Here is a 15559-nt window from a genome sequence, read left to right as displayed (position 1 = left end):
GAATTTAAGGTCTGTCGGGATGGTACACCGAGAGCGGAACCCTGCAAAATCCCGGACTACAATTCAGCATTCACCGTTAAAAAATAATCAGGAGTATTCATGAAACAAACCGTTTATACCGCCAGTCCTGAAAGTCAGCAGATCCATGTCTGGCGTTTGAATACAGAAGGTTCGCTTACGCTGGTTCAGGTTGTTGATGTGCCAGGCCAGGTTCAGCCGATGGTCGTCAGCCCGGATAAACGTTTTCTGTATGTCGGCGTGCGCCCGGAATTCCGCGTGCTGGCCTACCGCATCTCCCCGGATGATGGCGCCCTGACCTATACCGCAGAAGCCCCGCTGCCGGGCAGCCCGACCCATATTTCTACCGACCACAAAGGCAACTTTATCTTCAGCGGCTCCTACAATGCAGGCTGCGTGAGCGTTACCCGCCTGGAAGACGGTATTCCCGTTGAAACCGTCGACGTGGTCGAAGGGCTCGAAGGATGCCACTCCGCCAACATCTCGCCGGATAACCGTACGCTGTGGGTGCCCGCGCTGAAGCAGGATCGCATCTGCCTGTTTACCCTGAGCGATGACGGCCATCTGGTCGCGCAAAGCCCGGCGGAAGTCACTACCGTGGAAGGTGCAGGCCCGCGCCACATGGTCTTCCACCCGAATCAGCAGTATGCCTATGTCGTTAACGAGCTGAACAGCTCGGTAGACGTGTGGGAACTGAAAGATCCTAACGGGCAGATCGAGTGCGTACAGACGCTGGATATGATGCCATCTGACTTCTCCGACACGCGTTGGGCGGCAGACATTCATATCACGCCGGATGGCCGTCACCTGTATGCCTGCGATCGTACCTCCAGCCTGATCACCGTGTTCAGCGTTTCAGAAGACGGCAGCGTCCTGGCAGTTGAAGGCTTCCAGCCGACAGAAACCCAGCCGCGCGGCTTTAACGTCGACCACAGCGGCAAATACCTGATTGCGGCGGGGCAGAAATCTCACCACATCGCGCTGTATGAAATCACAGGCGTGCAGGGGCTGCTGGAAGAGAAAGGCCGTTATGCGGTCGGACAAGGTCCAATGTGGGTTGTGATTAACGCGCACTGATCCGCAGACGAAAAAAAAACCTCGCCCATGCGAGGTTTTTTTATGTCTGGAGTAGGCCGGGTAAGGCGAAACCGCCACCCGGCAAAACAGCTTACTGCTTCGGCTCAGCAACCACTTTACTGCCCAGACCGCGGTTGTTGTATTCCCACATGCGGTTGAAGTTAGCGTCGTTCAGGTTGCGCTGCACGTTCTCTTTATCATCCACCGTGCCCGTGTTGCCGGAGAATGGACGTTTCGAGATCGCCGCATCCGCCCACGGTTTCGCCATGTTAAAGCCTTCATTAATCACGCTGTCGCGGATCACGACCTGGCCATTGGTGGCAGAGTCTACGTCCAGAGAGCGACCAAGCTGGGCAACGCCATCGCCAGCCGCAGTAAAGCGGCTATTCACGGCCAGGAAACCATAGAACAGGTTGGACTGCGTGGCCGGCGCGAACACGTAACCTTCCTGCTGAGTGCGAGAATTCACCACGCGGAAATCGGTGTTCTCAAACACCACCGCACCGCGGCCAGAGACCATATCCACGTCGCCTTCAACGTAGCTGTTGGTCACCAGAGTACGCGTCAGACGGTTGTTCTGAAGGGTGTTCTGCACGCCACTGTTGGTCACGAAGAAGGTGTTCTGGCGGCCCAGAATATTGACGTTGTTAATCTGTACCTTGTCGCCATCGCTGCGCAGCGCCACGGCCTGGTGATTACCCGCGTCAACGCTGTCCCCCAGGGTGTTCTGAATGGTCAGGTTCTGCAATTGCAGGCCGTTGTTCTGTGACCAGAATACCGCAGAGCACATCACGCCAATGGTGGCGGCACGCTTGCTCTGGCAGTTATCGAACATATACCACGCCGGCTTACCTGGCATGTATTTACCGGCCGGGTTCACCAGATGACGCCAGGTGGTACTGTCGATTTCGGAATCAATCGCCAGGCCAATTTTCACGTCGACCGCTTTTTCACCCAGGCCGTAAAGCGTAATGCTTCCCGGCGCGGCAGGAACGTAAACGGTTCCTTCGTATTCACCCGGCAGGATGGCAATGTACTGACGAGATGCGCTGTGCTTGGTGATGGCAGCATCCACGGCTGCCTGTATGGAGGTGTGCGTCACGCCCTGCGCCCCGGCCGGACCCACAACGAAGTCTGGCTGTTTCGGCAGATTAATAGAAGAAGGCGTCCACGGGGCTGCATTAGGATCCATCGCCGAGAAGTAGTGCGCACGGGTGAAGTTCTTCGCTTCATCCGCTGACAGGATCGGACGGGAAGCGGTGCCCGGAGCAACCTGCTCAGAAGGTTGCTGATCCGGTGGAGTTGAACTGCAAGCGGATAAAGTCACGCCAAAGGCAAGTGCCAACGCCAGACGGGAAATCCTGGATATAGTCAAGGTAATGCTCCTGGGTATGCAAGTCTTATCTGGATAGACGAAATAGCCTGCTTTTTTATACTAAGTTGAGCGAAACGGGAAGATAAAAAGGGCAAAAGTTGCATTTTTGCCCTGAGGTGACGGGAAAGTCATCACAAATAAATAACATTTTCCCACAAGGCGGTTGACAGCAGGCGACAGATGAAAATAAATGTCTATACAACCCATGACAAGTGGAAGGCACATGCAGCAGCTTCATCCCGACGATGTGATATGGCGAAATGCGCGACTGGCAACCCTGGCCGCAGGCGAGCCGGAACCCTATGGCCTGAAGGCGCATCATGCCCTCGTCGTGCGCGGCCAGACGATCCTGGCCGTTATCCCTGATTCAGAGGTTCCCTCCGGGCATTCCCAGTGTGTCGATCTCCATGGACGTCTGGTGACACCCGGCCTGATTGACTGCCACACCCATCTGGTGTTCGGCGGCGATCGCGCAGCGGAATGGGAGCAACGGCTTAACGGCGTGTCGTATCAGCGTATTAGCGAGCAGGGCGGCGGCATTAACGCCACGGTCACGGCCACCCGCAACAGTTCGCCGGAAACGCTGCTGACCGTGGCACAGCAGCGGCTCCAGCGGTTGATGAATGAAGGCGTAACGACCGTTGAAATCAAATCGGGATACGGACTGAATGCCGAAGCCGAAGAGAAAATGCTGCGGGTTGCCCGCCAGCTCAGCCTGAACAATCAGGTCGATATCAGCCCGACGCTGCTGGCCGCGCACGCCGTCCCCGCGGAGTACCGACAGGATCCGGATGCGTATCTGACGCTGGTCTGTGAGCAGATCGTGCCCGCCCTGTGGCAAAAAGAGTTGTTTGAAGCGGTGGACGTGTTTTGTGAAAACGTCGGCTTTACGCCGGCGCAAACCGAGCGTCTGTTCCGGGCCGCCACCGCGCTCGGTATTCCGGTAAAAGGGCATGTGGAGCAACTGTCGAATCTGGGCGGTGCGGCGCTGGTCAGCCAGTATAAAGGGCTGTCGGCCGATCATATTGAGTATCTCGATGACGCGGGTATTCAGGCAATGGCGCAAAGCGGTACGGTGGCGGTATTGCTCCCCGGCGCGTTCTATTTTCTTCAGGAGCGCCAGCGTCCACCGGTGGCGCAGCTCAGAAAGCAGGGCGTGCCGATGGCCGTCGCCACCGACTACAACCCGGGCACCAGTCCGTTTGCCAGCCTGCATCTGGCGATGAACATGGCCTGCGTCCAGTTTGGCCTCACGCCGGAAGAGGCCTGGGCTGGCGTGACGCGCCATGCGGCGCAGGCGTTAGGACGTGGTGAGACGCACGGGCAGTTAAGGGCGGGTTATGTGGCTGATTTCGTCGTCTGGGAGGCGGACCATCCGGTTGAGATGGTTTATGAGCCGGGGCGGAATCCTTTATATCAACGCGTGTTTCGGGGGCAGGTAGCATGAAATTGTGGCATCCCGTTTCCCCGCAGGTGTGGCAGGGACGTGACGACAGCGCCGAGTCCAGCACCGCAAAACGTCTCTTCCAGACCATACAGCAGCGCGAACGCTTTTCACCCGTACCGTCGGGCATCGCCCTGATGGGCTTTGAATGTGATGAAGGGGTTAAGCGTAACCAGGGCAGGCCCGGCGCTGCACGGGCGCCCGATGCGTTGCGCGGCGCGCTGGCGAATATGGCAAGCCATCAGGGACATGCGCGCCTTGTGGATATGGGCTCCATTTACGTTGAGGGTAACGCGCTGGAGGCGGCTCAGCAGGCGCTGAGCGAGGCCATAACCGCGTGCCAGCAATCCGGGATGCGTACTCTTGTTTTCGGCGGTGGACATGAAACCGCCTGGGCGCACGGGCGCGGCGTACTGGACGCTTTTCCACAGGATCGCGTTGCGGTGATTAACCTGGATGCGCACCTCGATTTGCGCCAGGCCGAGTGGGCCACCTCCGGCACGCCGTTCCGCCAGCTGGCGCAGTACTGCGCGTCGCAGTCGCGGGACTTTCTCTACGCCTGCCTGGGGGTCAGCCGCGCGGCGAATACCCAGACGCTGTGGGAGGAAGCCGGGCGGCTGAACGTTACGCTGGTTGAAGATCTTAATTTTCGCCGCGACGCGTTATCCGCGCTGGATACCGTGCTTGCGCAGGCAGATCGGGTTTATCTCACCGTTGACCTCGATGTGCTGCCCGCCGCAGAAATGCCCGCCGTGTCGGCCCCTGCGGCGTTGGGGATCCCGGCGCTGGATCTGTTACCGGTGATTGAGCGTATCTGCCGAAGCGGTAAACTACAGGCGGCGGATCTGGTGGAATATAATCCGCACTACGACCGGGACGGTCAGGGGGCGAAGCTTGCTGCCCGACTGGCCTGGCAAATTGCTCACTGGTGGGCATAACACATTACAGGAGTCAGCATGTTTTCACGCTCACCGCAGCAACCCTCCAGCCCACCCGCACCTTTTTATGAGAAGGTGAAAAAGGCGATCGGCGAAAAAATTGCTGCCGGCGTCTGGCGTCCGCACGATCGTATTCCCTCCGAAGCCGAGCTGGTCGCACAGTTTGGCTTTAGCCGGATGACCATCAACCGGGCGCTGCGGGAACTTACCGATGAGGGATTGCTGGTGCGTTTGCAGGGCGTCGGGACCTTCGTGGCCGAGCCCAAAGGGCAGTCAGCGCTGTTTGAAATCCGCAGCATTGCCGATGAAATTGCCGCCCGTAACCATCAGCACCACTGCGAGGTGCTGGTGCTTGAAGAGACGCAGGCCAGCGCCGAGCAGGCCATCGAGCTGAACGTTAAAGAGGGCACGCGAATTTTTCATTCGGTGATGGTGCATTATGAGAACGACATTCCGGTCCAGATTGAAGATCGCTGCGTCAACGCGGAGCGGATACCGGACTACCTGAATCAGGATTACACCCAAACCACGCCGCACGCGTATCTCTCGCTCGTCGCCCCGCTGACGGAGGGGGAGCATATCGTGGAGGCCGTGCGCGCGACCCCGCAGGAGTGCGGGCTGTTGCGCATTAAAGAGCACGATCCCTGCCTGCTGATCCGCCGTCGGACCTGGTCGTCCACGCACATTGTGTCGCATGCGAAGCTGCTGTTCCCGGGGGATCGCTACCGGTTACAGGGCTATTTTATGTCATAAGTTTTATAAGCGTGATCGCTAACGCAATATAACAAAATTGTATCTTTTTTGTTAAATCCGGCCTTGTGTGTGCTTGTCTATACAAGTATATCTAAATGCATCACCTGTCCCGAATGAGGAACACACAATGTCGTCAGATAAATACCGCAAGCAGGATGTCCGCGCCCCGCGCGGCACCACGCTCACCGCAAAAAGCTGGCTCACCGAAGCACCGCTGCGCATGTTGATGAACAACCTCGATCCTGAGGTGGCTGAAAATCCCCACGAGCTGGTGGTCTACGGCGGTATTGGCCGCGCCGCGCGCAACTGGGCGTGCTATGACGCCATTGTCGACTCTTTGACGAATCTCGAAAACGACGAAACGCTGCTGGTGCAGTCCGGTAAGCCGGTCGGCGTATTCAAAACCCATAAAAATGCGCCACGGGTGCTGATTGCCAACTCCAACCTGGTGCCGCACTGGGCGACATGGGAGCACTTTAACGAGCTGGACGCGAAAGGGCTGGCCATGTACGGCCAGATGACCGCTGGCAGCTGGATCTACATCGGCAGCCAGGGGATTGTGCAGGGCACCTATGAAACCTTCGTGGAAGCGGGTCGCCAGCACTACAGCGGCTCGCTGAAAGGCCGCTGGGTGCTTACCGCCGGACTGGGCGGCATGGGCGGTGCCCAGCCGCTGGCCGCTACGCTTGCGGGCGCGTGTTCGCTAAATATTGAGTGCCAGCAGAGCCGTATCGATTTCCGTCTGCGTACCCGTTACGTCGATGAACAGGCCGACAACCTCGATGACGCACTGGCGCGCATCAAACGCTACACCGCCGAAGGAAAAGCGGTGTCGGTTGCCCTGTGCGGCAATGCGGCGGATATCCTTCCTGAACTGGTCGCGCGCGGCGTGCGTCCGGATCTGGTTACCGACCAGACCAGCGCCCACGATCCGCTCCACGGCTATCTGCCAAAAGGCTGGACGTGGGAAGACTACCAGCAAAAAGCGGAAACCGACCCTGAAGGCACGGTGCTGGCGGCGAAGCGTTCGATGGCGGATCACGTCTCCGCTATGCTGGCCTTTAGCCAGAGGGGTATTCCAACCTTTGACTACGGCAACAACATCCGCCAGATGGCGAAAGAGATGGGTGTGAATAACGCCTTTGACTTCCCGGGATTCGTGCCCGCCTATATTCGTCCGCTGTTCTGCCGTGGCATCGGCCCGTTCCGCTGGGTTGCCCTGTCCGGTGATCCGGAAGATATTTACAAAACCGATGCCAAAGTGAAGGAAATTATTGCCGACGACGAACATCTGCACCGCTGGCTGGATATGGCGCGCGAGCGCATCAATTTCCAGGGTTTACCGGCGCGCATCTGCTGGGTCGGGCTGGAGTGGCGGCAAAAGCTGGGGCTGGCCTTCAACGAAATGGTGCGCAGCGGTGAAGTCTCCGCGCCTATCGTCATTGGCCGCGACCATCTGGACTCCGGCTCCGTCGCCAGCCCGAATCGTGAAACCGAAGCCATGCGCGACGGCTCGGATGCGGTCTCCGACTGGCCGCTGCTGAATGCTTTACTGAATACCGCCAGCGGTGCGACCTGGGTATCGCTACACCACGGCGGCGGCGTCGGGATGGGCTTCTCCCAGCACTCAGGGATGGTCATCGTCTGTGACGGAACCGATGAAGCGGCCGCGCGCATCGCCCGCGTGCTGCATAACGACCCGGCAACCGGCGTGATGCGCCATGCGGATGCGGGTTACGAGATTGCCATTGATTGTGCCAAAGAGCAGGGTCTGAACCTGCCGATGATCCACGCCACACAAGGAAAGCCTGCATGAACGCCTTAACACTCACTCCCGGCTCTCTGACGCTCAAACAGCTGCGTAACGTCTGGCGTAAGCCGGTTACGCTCTCCCTTGATGAAAGTGCCCACCGTGCCATTAACGACAGCGTGGCCTGCGTGGAGGCTATTGTGGCAGAGGGACGCACCGCCTACGGCATCAATACCGGGTTTGGCCTGCTGGCGCAAACCCGCATCGCTACCCACGATCTGGAGAATCTACAGCGCTCGCTGGTGCTGTCGCACGCGGCAGGGGTTGGCCAGCCGCTGGACGATGAGATCGTCCGCCTGATGATTGTTTTGAAAATCAATAGCCTGGCGCGCGGTTTTTCCGGCATTCGCCTGAGCGTGATCCAGGCGCTGATGGCGCTGGTCAATGCGGAAGTTTACCCGTGGATCCCGGCGAAAGGTTCTGTCGGGGCCTCCGGCGATCTGGCGCCGCTGGCGCATATGTCGCTGCTGCTGCTGGGTGAAGGCAAAGCGCGCTGGCAGGGCGAGTGGCTGCCTGCGAAAGAGGCGCTGGCAAAAGCCGGCTTAACCCCAATCACCCTCGCGGCAAAAGAGGGGCTGGCGCTGCTCAACGGCACGCAGGCGTCGACCGCTTTCGCGCTGCGCGGCCTGTTTGAAGCGGAAGATCTGTTCGCCTCCGCGGTGGTCTGCGGTGCGCTGACCACCGAAGCCGTGCTCGGCTCGCGTCGTCCGTTTGACGCGCGTATTCACGCGGTGCGCGGCCAGCGCGGGCAGATTGACGCCGCGGCGATGTACCGTCACCTGCTTACCGACACCAGCGATATTGCCGATTCGCATCACAACTGTGAGAAGGTACAGGATCCGTATTCTCTGCGCTGTCAGCCGCAGGTGATGGGCGCATGCCTGACGCAGCTGCGCCAGGCGGCAGAGGTGCTGCTGGTGGAGGCCAATGCGGTCTCCGACAACCCGCTGGTGTTTGCTCAGGAAAACGAGGTGGTTTCCGGCGGCAACTTCCACGCCGAGCCGGTGGCAATGGCGGCGGATAATATCGCGCTGGCGATTGCCGAAGTCGGCGCGTTGTCTGAACGTCGCATCGCGCTGATGATGGATAAACATATGTCCCAGTTGCCCCCATTCCTGGTGCGCAACGGTGGGGTGAACTCGGGCTTTATGATCGCCCAAGTGACCGCCGCGGCGCTGGCAAGCGAGAACAAAGCGCTGTCGCATCCGCACAGCGTGGATAGCCTGCCAACCTCCGCGAACCAGGAAGATCACGTGTCGATGGCCCCGGCGGCCGGGCGTCGACTGTGGGAGATGGCCTCCAACACCCGTGGCGTGCTGGCGGTAGAGTGGCTGGCGGCGTGTCAGGGTATCGATCTGCGCGAAGGGCTTAAATCCAGCCCGCTGCTGGAGCAGGCGCGTCATACGCTGCGCGAGCACGTTACGCATTACGATGATGACCGCTTCTTTGCGCCCGATATTGATAAGGCGATTCAGCTTCTGGAAGAAGGAACCCTTGCAGGACTGCTACCTTCCGTGCTGTGATTTTTTTGCCCGGTGGCGCTGCGCTTACCGGGCCTGCGAATGCGAAATATAGGCCGGGTAAGGCGTAGCCGCCACCCGGCTTTTTTTATGAATACATCGCCGTGATCGACGCGCTGCCCAGCGTATGGAAATGGACGTTGAAACCGACCATCGCGCCGCTTGCCTCTTCGTCGACCTCAATCTTGTCCACGTCCAGCGCGTGCACCGTGAAGATATAGCGGTGGGTTTCCCCTTTTGGCGGCGCCGCGCCGCCGTAGCCCGCTTTACCAAAGTCCGTGCGCGTCTGTATCGCGCCGTCCGGCAGGGCGACCAGGTCGGAGCCCGACCCCTGCGGCAGCACGCGCGTATCCGCGGGCAGGTTTGCCACCACCCAGTGCCACCAGCCGGAGCCGGTCGGGGCGTCCGGATCGTAGCAGGTCACCACAAAGCTTTTGGTTCCCGGCGGCACGTCGTCCCACGCCAGATGGGGAGAGATATTATCCCCCTGATAGCCCATCCCGTTAAACACGTGACGTTCCGGCAGCTTTTCACCGTCGCGCAAATCTTTACTGATGATTTTCATCCGATTTCCCTCGTTACTGACTCATTCAGAAAGTGTAACGCATGGGGCTAAATCGTGAAATGCGCTGGCATGTGAACGGCTTTGACCACTGCGTCGGTCAGCTTGCGTAACTGCTCCGGAGAAATGGTGTACGGCGGCATGAGGTAAATCAGCTTGCCGAAGGGCCGCACCCACACGCCCTGGTCAACGAAGAAGCGCTGCAATACGGCCATGTTTACCGGATGCGTTGTCTCGATCACGCCGATGGCGCCCAGCACGCGGACGTCCGCAACGTATTCCGCATCCGCCGCCGCGCTCAGCTGCTGCTTCAGCTGCGCCTCAATCGCCGCCACCTGCGCCTGCCACTTGCCGCTTTCCAGAATGGCGAGGCTTTCGCTTGCCACGGCGCAGGCCAGCGGGTTGCCCATAAACGTCGGGCCGTGCATAAAGCAGCCCGCGTCGCCGTCGCTAATGGTGTCGGCAACATGCCGGGTGGTGAGCGTGGCGGAGAGCGTCATGGTGCCGCCGGTCAGCGCTTTACCCAGGCACAAAATATCCGGTGCGATCCCCGCATGTTCGCAGGCGAAAAGCTTCCCGGTGCGGCCAAAGCCGGTGGCGATTTCATCGGCAATCAGCAGAATACCTTCGCGGTCGCACATCTTGCGAATGCGCTTCAGCCACTCGGGGTGGTACATCCGCATTCCGCCCGCGCCCTGCACAATCGGTTCGAGAATAACGGCGGCAATTTCATGGCGATGGGCCGCCAGCAGCCGCGCGAAGCCCACCATGTCCCTCTCGTCCCATTCGCCGTCAAAGCGGCTTTGCGGAGCCGGTGCAAACAGGTTTTCCGGCAGATAGCCTTTCCACAGGCTGTGCATGGAGTTGTCCGGATCGCACACCGACATCGCCCCGAAGGTGTCGCCGTGATAGCCGTTGCGGAAGGTGAGAAACCGCTGGCGCGTTTCGCCCTTCGCATGCCAGTACTGCAACGCCATTTTCATCGCCACCTCCACGGCCACCGAGCCGGAATCGGCAAGGAAGACGCACTCCAGCGATTCAGGCGTCATCGCCACCAGGCGGCGACATAGATCGACCGCAGGCTGATGGGTGATCCCGCCAAACATCACGTGTGACATCCGGTCAATCTGCGCCTTCATCGCCGCGTTCAGCCGCGGGTGGTTGTAGCCATGGATCGCCGCCCACCAGGAGGACATTCCGTCAACCAGCCGCTCGCCGCTGGCGAGATGCAGCTCGCAGCCGTGGGCTGAGGCCACCGGATAGACGGGAAGGGGGCGGGTCGTAGAGGTGTAAGGGTGCCAGATATGCTGCTTGTCGAAGGCGAGATCGTCCTGGGTCATAATCGACTTGTAAACCATTTTGAAAAGTTTTAGGTTTACAAGTATAAACCGAACCGACAATTAACAAAACCCTTTGGAGAAGCCCGATGGCTCACCACGCACGCTGGACGATGTCGCAAGTCACTGAATTATTCAATAAACCTTTCCTGGAGCTGATGTTTGAAGCGCAACAGGTGCACCGCCAGCACTTCGATCCTCGCCATGTGCAGGTCAGCACGCTGCTGTCGATCAAAACCGGGGCCTGCCCGGAAGACTGCAAATATTGCCCGCAAAGCGCGCGCTACAAAACCGGTCTCGAATCCGAACGCCTGATGGAAGTCGAGCAGGTACTCGACTCCGCGCGTAAGGCCAAAAACGCCGGCTCGACCCGCTTCTGCATGGGCGCCGCGTGGAAGAATCCACATGACCGCGACATGCCCTATCTGGAGCAGATGGTGAAGGGCGTGAAGGAGATGGGGCTTGAGGCCTGCATGACCCTCGGCACGCTGAACGAGGAGCAGGCGCAGCGCCTCTCGGCGGCGGGGCTGGATTACTACAACCACAACCTTGATACCTCGCCGGAATTTTACGGCAATATCATCACCACGCGCACCTATCAGGAGCGTCTGGACACGCTGGATAAAGTGCGCGATGCGGGGATCAAGGTCTGTTCCGGCGGTATCGTGGGGCTGGGCGAGACGGTAAAAGATCGTGCCGGCCTGCTGTTACAGCTGGCGAACCTGCCGACCCCGCCGGAAAGCGTGCCCATCAACATGCTGGTGAAGGTAAAAGGCACGCCGCTGGCGGATAACGAGGACGTGGATGCCTTCGATTTTATCCGCACCATCGCGGTGGCGCGCATCATGATGCCGACCTCCTACGTGCGCCTCTCTGCCGGTCGCGAGCAGATGAGCGAGCAGACCCAGGCGATGTGCTTTATGGCAGGGGCCAACTCTATTTTCTACGGCTGCAAGCTCCTGACCACGCCGAACCCGGTAGAGGACAAAGATGTTCAGCTGTTCCGCAAGCTGGGGCTGAACCCGCACCAGACAGAGGTGCTGGCGGGGGATAACGAGCAACAGCAGGAGCTGGAGCAGCAGATTTTCAACGCCGACACCGACCAGTTCTACAACGCGGCAGCCGTATGACCTGGCAGGCACGTATCAATTCCGCGCTCGACAAGCGTCGGGCAGCGGATGCGTTTCGGGTTCGCGGGGTAGTGGAAAACGGCGCGGGCCGTTTTCTCTCCCGGGAAGGCCGGCGGTTCTGTAATTTCTCCAGCAACGATTATCTTGGCCTGAGCCAGCACCCGCAGATCGTTCGCGCCTGGCAGCAGGGCGCGGAACGATACGGCGTGGGCAGCGGTGGATCCGGGCATGTCAGCGGCTACACCACGGCGCATCAGGCGCTGGAGGAGGCGCTGGCCGACTGGCTGGGTTACCCGCGAGCGCTGCTGTTTATCTCCGGTTTTGCCGCGAATCAGGCGGTCATTGCCGCCCTGATGGGCAAAGATGACCGGATTGTCGCGGACCGCCTGAGCCATGCGTCCCTGCTTGAAGCGGCACACCTCAGCCCGGCACAGCTGCGGCGTTTTGCCCATAACGATGCCGCTCAGCTGAACGTCCTGCTGGGAAAACCCTGCGCAGGCCTTCAGCTGGCGGTAACGGAAGGGATCTTCAGCATGGATGGCGACAGCGCGCCCCTTGCCGCGCTGCACGACGCCGCAAAGCAGCAGAACGCCTGGCTGCTGGTTGACGATGCACACGGCATTGGCGTTACCGGCGAGGAGGGGCGCGGAAGCGCTTATCAGCAGGGCGTCAGGCCGGAACTGCTGGTGGTCACCTTTGGAAAAGGCTTAGGCGTCAGCGGCGCCGCGGTGTTATGCAGCGAGCCGGTGGCCGACTACCTGATGCAGTTCGCCCGACACCTGATCTACAGCACCAGCATGCCCCCGGCGCAGGCCGTGGCGCTGTCTGCCTCGCTGGACGTGATCCGTGGCGAGGATGGCGCTGAACGCCGCGCGCGCCTGGCTGAACATATTCAGCGTTTTCGTCGGGGAGTCAGCGAGCTCTCTTTCCGGCTAACCGACTCCCGCAGCGCCATTCAGCCCGTGATTGTAGGTGAAAACCCGCGCGCGCTGGCGCTGGCACAGATGCTGCGAGAACGCGGGCAGTGGGTATCGGCGATCCGCCCGCCCACCGTGCCGCCGGGTACGGCGCGTTTGCGTCTGACGCTCACGGCAGCGCACGAGCCGCAGGATATCGATACGCTTCTGGAGGCTCTGCATGTCTCCTGTCAATAAACAGGCCGTTGCCGCCGCGTTTGGCCGGGCAGCGCAAAGCTATTCCCGGCACGATGAGCTGCAACGCCTGAGCGCGCGCGGGCTGCTGGCCGCGCTCGGTGAGAGCCGGTTTGCGCAGGTGCTGGACGCCGGCTGCGGGCCAGGAGGCAACAGCCGCTACTGGCGCGCAGCCGGCAGCCACGTGACGGCGCTGGATTTATCCGCGCAGATGCTGGATGAAGCCCGCCAGCAGCAGTCAGCAGACCGCTATCTGGTGGCCGACATCGAGGCCATTCCGCTGGGGGATGCCCAGTTTGACCTCGTCTGGAGCCATCTGGCGGTGCAGTGGTGCGCCAGCCTGCCGCAGGCGCTACGCGAGCTTTACCGCGTGGCGCGCCCCGGCGGAACGGTGGCCTTTACCACCCTGCTGGAAAGTTCGTTGCCGGAGCTGAATCAGGCGTGGAAGGCGGTGGACGAGCAGCCGCACGCCAACCGGTTTCTCGCTCACGAGCAGGTCATTCAGGCCCTGGCTGGCTGGCGCTATCGCAGCGTGGTCCAGACCGTCACCCTCGAATTTAGCGATGCGTTAAGCGCCATGCGCTCTCTTAAGGGCATAGGCGCTACGCACCTGCACGCCGGGCGGGAGAAGAAACCCTTAACCCGCGGGCAGCTCCAGCGTCTGGAGCTGGCCTGGCCGCAGGAACGGGGCCAGTTCCCGCTCTCTTATCATCTTTTTCATGGGATTATTGAACGTGACTGAACGTTATTTTGTTACCGGCACGGACACCGAAGTCGGTAAAACCGTTGCCAGCGCCGCGCTGTTACAGGCGGCGCGTCTGCTGGGGAAAACGACGGCGGGGTACAAGCCCGTGGCCTCTGGCAGCGAGATGACGCCGGAAGGCATACGCAATACCGATGCGCTGGCGCTACAGCGTAACAGCAGCCTTGCGCTGGCCTATTCTGCGGTAAACCCCTATACCTTTGCTGAACCCACTTCGCCGCACATCGTCAGCGCTGATGAAGATCGGCCGATTGATTTTTCGGTTCTCTCTTCCGGGTTACGCGCTCTGGAAACGCAGGCCAACTGGGTGCTGGTGGAAGGGGCCGGTGGCTGGTTCACCCCGCTGACTGACGAGCAGACGTTCGCTGACTGGGTGCAGGCCGAACAGCTTCCGGTCATTCTGGTGGTGGGCGTGAAGCTTGGCTGCATCAACCACGCCATGCTGACCGCGCAGGCGGTGCAGCAGGCCGGGTTGCGTCTGGCTGGGTGGATTGCCAACGACGTGGTTGCGCCGGGTAAACGTCATGCTGAGTATCTGGCGACGCTGAAGCGAATGTTGCCTGCGCCGTTCCTCGGGGAGATCCCGTGGCTTGCCGACGGCGCAGAGCAGGCGGAAACCGGACGCTATCTTGACCTCAGCGCCTTATGTCCCGCGCCATCCAGTGGGCAATAAGATCGTCATCCAGCTCGTTAACGTGGCCCTGCGCCACGTTACGCCCGCGATAAAGCATGCAGAAACGATCCGCGACCCGGCGGATGAACGACAGCTGTTGCTCCGCTAACAGCACCGTCATGCCCAGCTCCCGATTTAGCCGCACCAGCAGTTGCCCGAGCCTGCGGGCAAAACGTTGTCCTGCGCCATGCATAGGCTCGTCCAGGATCAGCACGCGCGGGCGATTAACCAGCGCGCTGGCGAGGGCGAGCTGATACTGGTCGTCAGGGGACAGCGTAGAGGCCCGGATCTGTCGCAGCGTATAAAGCTCCGGAAACAGGGCGTATACCTCATTTTTTAATGCCGGATCGGGTTTCCCCGTCGCCCGCATGGCGATATGCAAATTTTCATCGACGGTCAGTTGGGAAAATATCCGCCGGTCCTGCGGGACGTAGCCTATCGTTGGCCTCGCAGGAAATTCTGAGGCAGGGCTGAGCAAATTACGCGGCGGTGCACCGGCCTCGTGCCAGATGATGGTGCCGCTCTCGACGGGCACTTTCCCGGTAATGCAGTTCATGAGCGTGGATTTACCCATACCAGGCAGGCCAACTATGCCTGTACAGATGCCTTGCGGGAAATCGATATTCACGTTCCATAGCGTATGTTGGCTTCCGTAAAACTGATTTACAGCACGCAGACTCAACATCTTTCTCTCCTTAAAAATGTGTGGGGTGATGCTCAGATTGATATCTGCAAAACGCCTGCCAGGAACTTCATAATGATTAAAAAAAGGCCGTTTTTAGGAATAACTCACTGCTAAAAGCGCAACGTTTGTTCGAAATGCACGCTACCGGTGCCGTGCATGTCGGGTTGTGGTGCAGTGAAAAGGACGGAAATGTGATTAAGATCTCGCCAGGCGCTTATGAAAAAATGAACGTTTTCCAGGCAAAAAAGAGTGATAAAAATATTTTATTGCCGCTTCGTGGGAAAAACCGGGAATTTGCGGGAGTGCATGCTGTACGGGCTGGA

At 59.9% G+C, this 15559-nt stretch carries 14 protein-coding genes; 10 read left to right on the top strand and 4 right to left on the bottom strand.

Annotated elements, in window-relative coordinates:
* The first annotated feature begins 99 nt into the window (after window positions 1-99).
* Complete coding sequence (gene pgl / locus A3466_RS02875; RefSeq protein WP_063449318.1) at window positions 100-1095, top strand: 6-phosphogluconolactonase; 996 nt, start codon at window positions 100-102, stop codon at window positions 1093-1095.
* 91 nt (window positions 1096-1186) lie between these two features.
* Here the strand turns inward: pgl and A3466_RS02870 are convergent, their stop codons facing one another.
* Complete coding sequence (locus tag A3466_RS02870) at window positions 1187-2470, bottom strand: putative acyl-CoA thioester hydrolase (RefSeq protein WP_063449317.1); 1284 nt, start codon at window positions 2468-2470, stop codon at window positions 1187-1189.
* A gap of 223 nt (window positions 2471-2693) precedes the next feature.
* On the opposite strand from A3466_RS02870, the gene hutI reads away from it, so the two are divergent.
* From hutI to hutH, 5 genes are all read left to right on the top strand, one after another.
* A complete protein-coding gene (hutI, locus tag A3466_RS02865) occupies window positions 2694-3917 on the top strand; it encodes an imidazolonepropionase (RefSeq protein WP_063449316.1) in 1224 nt (407 codons plus the stop codon).
* Window positions 3914-4852, top strand: a complete 939-nt coding sequence (gene hutG / locus A3466_RS02860) for a formimidoylglutamase (RefSeq protein ID WP_063449315.1) — start codon at window positions 3914-3916, stop codon at window positions 4850-4852. Before hutI ends, hutG begins: the two co-directional genes overlap by 4 nt.
* A gap of 18 nt (window positions 4853-4870) precedes the next feature.
* A complete protein-coding gene (locus tag A3466_RS02855; protein ID WP_063449314.1) occupies window positions 4871-5605 on the top strand; it encodes a histidine utilization repressor in 735 nt (244 codons plus the stop codon).
* 127 nt (window positions 5606-5732) lie between these two features.
* Window positions 5733-7421 carry a urocanate hydratase gene (hutU, locus tag A3466_RS02850; RefSeq protein ID WP_063449313.1) on the top strand — a complete coding sequence of 563 codons (1689 nt, stop codon included), beginning with the start codon at window positions 5733-5735 and terminating at the stop codon, window positions 7419-7421.
* Window positions 7418-8938 (top strand): histidine ammonia-lyase, encoded by a 1521-nt coding sequence (gene hutH / locus A3466_RS02845; protein ID WP_063449312.1) that lies wholly within the window; start codon window positions 7418-7420, stop codon window positions 8936-8938. The genes hutU and hutH overlap by 4 nt, the downstream gene beginning before the upstream one ends.
* A gap of 85 nt (window positions 8939-9023) precedes the next feature.
* On the opposite strand, the gene A3466_RS02840 is transcribed toward hutH, so the two are convergent.
* Together A3466_RS02840 and bioA are read right to left on the bottom strand one after the other, a co-directional pair.
* Window positions 9024-9500 carry a kinase inhibitor gene (locus tag A3466_RS02840; protein ID WP_063449311.1) on the bottom strand — a complete coding sequence of 159 codons (477 nt, stop codon included), beginning with the start codon at window positions 9498-9500 and terminating at the stop codon, window positions 9024-9026.
* 47 nt (window positions 9501-9547) lie between these two features.
* Complete coding sequence (bioA, locus tag A3466_RS02835) at window positions 9548-10837, bottom strand: adenosylmethionine--8-amino-7-oxononanoate transaminase (protein ID WP_074160897.1); 1290 nt, start codon at window positions 10835-10837, stop codon at window positions 9548-9550.
* 86 nt (window positions 10838-10923) lie between these two features.
* On the opposite strand from bioA, the gene bioB reads away from it, so the two are divergent.
* The 4 genes from bioB to bioD are packed head-to-tail and all read left to right on the top strand — an operon-like array spanning window position 10924 to window position 14551.
* Window positions 10924-11964 (top strand): biotin synthase BioB, encoded by a 1041-nt coding sequence (gene bioB, locus A3466_RS02830; protein WP_063449309.1) that lies wholly within the window; start codon window positions 10924-10926, stop codon window positions 11962-11964.
* Window positions 11961-13118, top strand: coding sequence for an 8-amino-7-oxononanoate synthase (bioF, locus tag A3466_RS02825; protein ID WP_063449308.1), 1158 nt, complete (start codon window positions 11961-11963; stop codon window positions 13116-13118). Before bioB ends, bioF begins: the two co-directional genes overlap by 4 nt.
* A complete protein-coding gene (gene bioC, locus A3466_RS02820; RefSeq protein WP_063449307.1) occupies window positions 13102-13857 on the top strand; it encodes a malonyl-ACP O-methyltransferase BioC in 756 nt (251 codons plus the stop codon). Before bioF ends, bioC begins: the two co-directional genes overlap by 17 nt.
* Window positions 13850-14551: a dethiobiotin synthase gene (bioD, locus tag A3466_RS02815; protein ID WP_074160920.1), complete on the top strand. Its 702-nt coding sequence runs from the start codon at window positions 13850-13852 to the stop codon at window positions 14549-14551. The genes bioC and bioD overlap by 8 nt, the downstream gene beginning before the upstream one ends.
* Here bioD and A3466_RS02810 read toward each other — a convergent pair.
* Entirely contained in the window at window positions 14514-15236 is a 723-nt protein-coding gene (locus tag A3466_RS02810) for an ABC transporter ATP-binding protein (protein ID WP_063449305.1), read from the bottom strand. The genes bioD and A3466_RS02810 overlap by 38 nt on opposite strands.
* Window positions 15237-15559 lie beyond the last annotated feature (323 nt).

The sequence above is a fragment of the Enterobacter genomosp. S genome, assembly GCF_001631805.1.
GTDB lineage: Bacteria > Pseudomonadota > Gammaproteobacteria > Enterobacterales > Enterobacteriaceae > Enterobacter > Enterobacter quasihormaechei.
Note: the sequence above shows the minus strand (reverse complement) of the source record. Positions and strands in the feature narration are given on the sequence as shown.

Coding starts and splice junctions, on each gene's coding strand:
- pgl (WP_063449318.1), top strand. CDS start 100: ATGAAACAAACCGTTTATACCGCCAGTCCTGAAAGTCAGCAGATCCAT.
- hutI (WP_063449316.1), top strand. CDS start 2,694: ATGCAGCAGCTTCATCCCGACGATGTGATATGGCGAAATGCGCGACTG.
- hutG (WP_063449315.1), top strand. CDS start 3,914: ATGAAATTGTGGCATCCCGTTTCCCCGCAGGTGTGGCAGGGACGTGAC.
- A3466_RS02855 (WP_063449314.1), top strand. CDS start 4,871: ATGTTTTCACGCTCACCGCAGCAACCCTCCAGCCCACCCGCACCTTTT.
- hutU (WP_063449313.1), top strand. CDS start 5,733: ATGTCGTCAGATAAATACCGCAAGCAGGATGTCCGCGCCCCGCGCGGC.
- hutH (WP_063449312.1), top strand. CDS start 7,418: ATGAACGCCTTAACACTCACTCCCGGCTCTCTGACGCTCAAACAGCTG.
- A3466_RS02840 (WP_063449311.1), bottom strand. CDS start 9,500: ATGAAAATCATCAGTAAAGATTTGCGCGACGGTGAAAAGCTGCCGGAA.
- bioA (WP_074160897.1), bottom strand. CDS start 10,837: ATGACCCAGGACGATCTCGCCTTCGACAAGCAGCATATCTGGCACCCT.
- bioB (WP_063449309.1), top strand. CDS start 10,924: ATGGCTCACCACGCACGCTGGACGATGTCGCAAGTCACTGAATTATTC.
- bioF (WP_063449308.1), top strand. CDS start 11,961: ATGACCTGGCAGGCACGTATCAATTCCGCGCTCGACAAGCGTCGGGCA.
- bioC (WP_063449307.1), top strand. CDS start 13,102: ATGTCTCCTGTCAATAAACAGGCCGTTGCCGCCGCGTTTGGCCGGGCA.
- A3466_RS02810 (WP_063449305.1), bottom strand. CDS start 15,236: ATGTTGAGTCTGCGTGCTGTAAATCAGTTTTACGGAAGCCAACATACG.